Consider the following 3,235-nt stretch of genomic DNA (forward strand, 5'->3'; position numbering starts at 1 on the left):
CCACCTGGCTGTTTTTATTAATCATCATTCCAATCTGCATTATGCTGGTTACCAGTTTCTATATCAAAGAAGGCTCTGTGGTGGTTAAAAAAATTAGCCTGGTGAACTATTTAGAATTTTTTATAAATCCAATCTACCTTCCTATCTTCTTTCGAACCCTCCTCTTAGCACTTTTAGTATCTCTTACTTCAATATTATTAGGATATCCTTTGGCTTATTTAGTATCAAGAAAAGTAAAACGCTTTCGAAATCAACTCTATATGCTGGTCATTGTTCCTTTATGGGTAAGTTATCTGGTTCGGATCGTGGCCTGGCGAACTATATTAGGACGAGTTGGGGTCCTCAATACCATTCTCCTTTCACTAAAAATTATCGATGAACCACTCTCCATCTTTATCTATAGTCCTTTTGCTGTTTATGTCGCTCTCATCTATATTGCCTTACCCTATGTGTTTATTTCTATATTTAATTCCTTGGAAAAAATCCCCAAAAATCTTTTAGACGCCTCCGCTGACCTGGGTGCTAATAGTTTTAATACCTTTCTCCATGTCATTCTTCCTCTTTCTATGCCAGGAGTAATTAGCGGTTTTACTCTTGCTTTTGTTATCGCTCTTGGTGATTATATTATTCCCCAGCAATTGGGAGGTTTGAATGGAATGATGTTCGGTAATCTCATTGTCACTCAGTTTGGTTATGCTTATAACTGGCCGTTAGGAGCAGCATTAGGCTTCATAATGTTTACAGTTGCAGTCGTTATCCTACTAGTTTCACAAAAATTTGGTTCATCAGAAGGGTTTTTAGAATAATGAAAAAGACATCGAATCTAAAAAGTAAGAATAAATCTTTCCCTTTTTTGAGTATTTATGGAACTTTAGTGTATTTTTATCTCTATTTCCCTTTGTTGGTCGTTTTTGTTTATTCACTCAACTCCTCTCGCTCAACCATGAAGTTTGAAGGGATAACGTTTGATTGGTATATGAAACTCTTTCAAAATAAAGAACTATTAAACTCACTTTTTCACTCCCTTCAGGTTTCAGGATTGGCAGTTCTTTTTGCAGTAGTCATGGGAACATCGGGGGCGCTTTTCCTTAACCGAATTGAATTCAAGGGAAAAGACTTTTTTCGCACGCTGGCTATGCTTCCCATCATCCTCCCCGGAATAATAGTTGGTCTTTCTTTATTGATATTTTTTCTCAATTTGAAGCTACAGTTATCAATGTGGACCGTCATCCTTGGGCATATGAGCTTTACTACACCAGTCGTTATGTTTCAGGTCTTAGCTCGCTTAGCACGTCTTTCTAGAAATTTAGAAAATGCTGCCATGGACCTAGGCGCCAATCCATTCCAAGCTTTTATTTATGTAACCTTTCCCATGATCAAAAGAGCAGTCATTGGGGGAGCACTGCTGGCTTTTACCATGTCTTTTGATGAAATCATCATAACTTATTTTCTTACCAGTACCTACAATACTCTTCCCATCTATCTTTATGGCATGCTTCGCTTTGGTCTTTCTCCTGAGGTTTATGCGATCTCGACGGTTGTACTTGGTTTATCCATCCTATTAATAATTCTCATGGCAAAATATACCGGGAGCGGAGAGGAATCAATTGTTGTCCGTTAATGGAATTATTTATCTTGCGTGTCTACCTCCTCCTCTTCTTCTTTGGTTTTTTTGCTTTTAAATGGGCATTGGGAACAATCATCATCCTGAAGATACCCGGTTATTGAATACTCTGGTTGAATGATTTTATCAGCTTTTTTCAATATTATGATCGAGATTAACATAGCTATTATGGTAACAACCCCGATCAACATAACTTGAGGGGTTAAAGCTTTAACTATAAGATACGTACCTAAAACCAGAAGAATTGGCATGAGATAAATCAGAAAAGATATTTTTAAGGCGAGGTCATCCTTTACCTCGACCATGACATTGGAACCAATCGAAGCCGATATTTCGTTTTTTGCTAATACCTTATAAAAATCAGTTCCTGAGTCATCCAATAGCGTTGAACCCAGAGGACAATGATGTTCTCCACAGCTTGTTCCTTTTTGCATTCGAACCCAGGCTTTTTCTCCTTCAATCTTTTCAACCTTACCTGGTTTTAACATACTATTCCTCCAAAATGGGAAAAAACCGGAATTTCAATCTGATTTGGTTTTAATATTCTCCATTATTTAATAGACCTTCAGCTTGAAAGCTGAAATAACTTGTTTTCCCAATAATAACATGATCCATAATCCGAATACCGATAATTTTTCCCGCTTCAACAAGTTTTTTGGTAACGGCTATATCTTCACGGCTGGGTTGAATATTCCCAGATGGATGATTATGAACACATATAACACCAGCAGCACGATCTCCAATGGCATCAGCGAATACTTCCCGAGGATGAACCAGGCTTTGGTTTAATGTTCCAATGAAAACCACTCTTTTTTGGATGAGTCGAGCTGCTCCGTCCAAAGTAAGAGTAACAAAATACTCTTGCTTTTTTTCTTTTAAATCACTTACTAATTTATAAACATCATTAGCATTTTGTATTTTTATGCCATCTTTAAAAAAATATCTTTGAGAGATCTCAAAAGCAGCAAGAACTTGGCAGGCATGAGTTTTTCCTAATCCATTAATTTTCATCAGAGTCGCAAAGTTTAATTTTTCAAAATCATTTTCCACACACTCAAGAACTTCTTTAGAAAGTTGATATACATCTTTCACCCGGGTGCCTCTTCCAAGAAGTACCGCAATGAGTTCAATATTTGATAAAGCTTTAGGACCTAATTTTTCTAATTTTTCACGAGGTCGATCAAAATCGGGAAGTTCTTTTATTTTCATGTCATGATCTGCTCCATTTATTTATTTTGGTCATATTATAGACAATTTTCAAGCGTTTCCCAACCTTCTTTCTTGACAACCTCAGTATAAAACCTATAATATTAGTGTTTTTATAATATTAGTAACACCTATCTTGAAAATAGCATCAAATGAATTCTTTCATCCGTTATCCTGAGCCTTCGCCTTATGAAAGCGTGAGGATCTCATCTTTTAATTTTTTTAAAAGAAATACGAAATGAGATTGCCACGTCGTTCAACCAAAAAACGGTTGACCTCCTCGCAATGACGGATTGAGATAGGTATTTTCATCCTCATCTGGTGCTATTTATGCAGCATGAGGGTCTATTCTGAAAATACCAATATTGGTGAAAAAAGAATAAACAAAAAAAGAAAAAGGCACAC

Annotated in this window: 4 protein-coding genes; 2 read left to right on the forward strand and 2 right to left on the reverse strand. The window is 36.4% G+C overall.

The genetic code is table 11. The features are described 5' to 3' along the window. Positions 1 to 806, forward strand: an 806-nt coding sequence (locus tag PLK24_RS10000; RefSeq protein WP_324478732.1) for an ABC transporter permease, incomplete at its 5' end; no start/stop codon positions are given. Further along, positions 806 to 1,621 (forward strand): ABC transporter permease, encoded by an 816-nt coding sequence (locus PLK24_RS10005; protein WP_324478734.1) that lies wholly within the window; start codon positions 806 to 808, stop codon positions 1,619 to 1,621. The genes PLK24_RS10000 and PLK24_RS10005, both read left to right, overlap by 1 nt. Positions 1,622 to 1,626: 5 nt before the next feature. On the opposite strand, the gene PLK24_RS10010 is transcribed toward PLK24_RS10005, so the two are convergent. Continuing rightward, the gene (locus PLK24_RS10010; RefSeq protein WP_324478736.1) at positions 1,627 to 2,112 is read right to left on the reverse strand and encodes a SoxR reducing system RseC family protein; all 486 of its coding nucleotides are present in this window, start codon (positions 2,110 to 2,112) and stop codon (positions 1,627 to 1,629) included. A gap of 49 nt (positions 2,113 to 2,161) precedes the next feature. After that, complete coding sequence (radC, locus tag PLK24_RS10015) at positions 2,162 to 2,833, reverse strand: RadC family protein (protein WP_324478738.1); 672 nt, start codon at positions 2,831 to 2,833, stop codon at positions 2,162 to 2,164. Positions 2,834 to 3,235 lie beyond the last annotated feature (402 nt).

Origin of the sequence: Atribacter sp. (assembly GCF_035418125.1) — a bacterium.
GTDB lineage: Bacteria > Atribacterota > Atribacteria > Atribacterales > Atribacteraceae > Atribacter > Atribacter allofermentans.

What these genes read in the sequence shown, in the direction of transcription:
- PLK24_RS10005 (WP_324478734.1), top strand. Translation starts at nt 806, where the DNA reads ATGAAAAAGACATCGAATCTAAAAAGTAAGAATAAATCTTTCCCTTTT.
- PLK24_RS10010 (WP_324478736.1), bottom strand. Translation starts at nt 2,112, where the DNA reads ATGTTAAAACCAGGTAAGGTTGAAAAGATTGAAGGAGAAAAAGCCTGG.
- radC (WP_324478738.1), bottom strand. Translation starts at nt 2,833, where the DNA reads ATGAAAATAAAAGAACTTCCCGATTTTGATCGACCTCGTGAAAAATTA.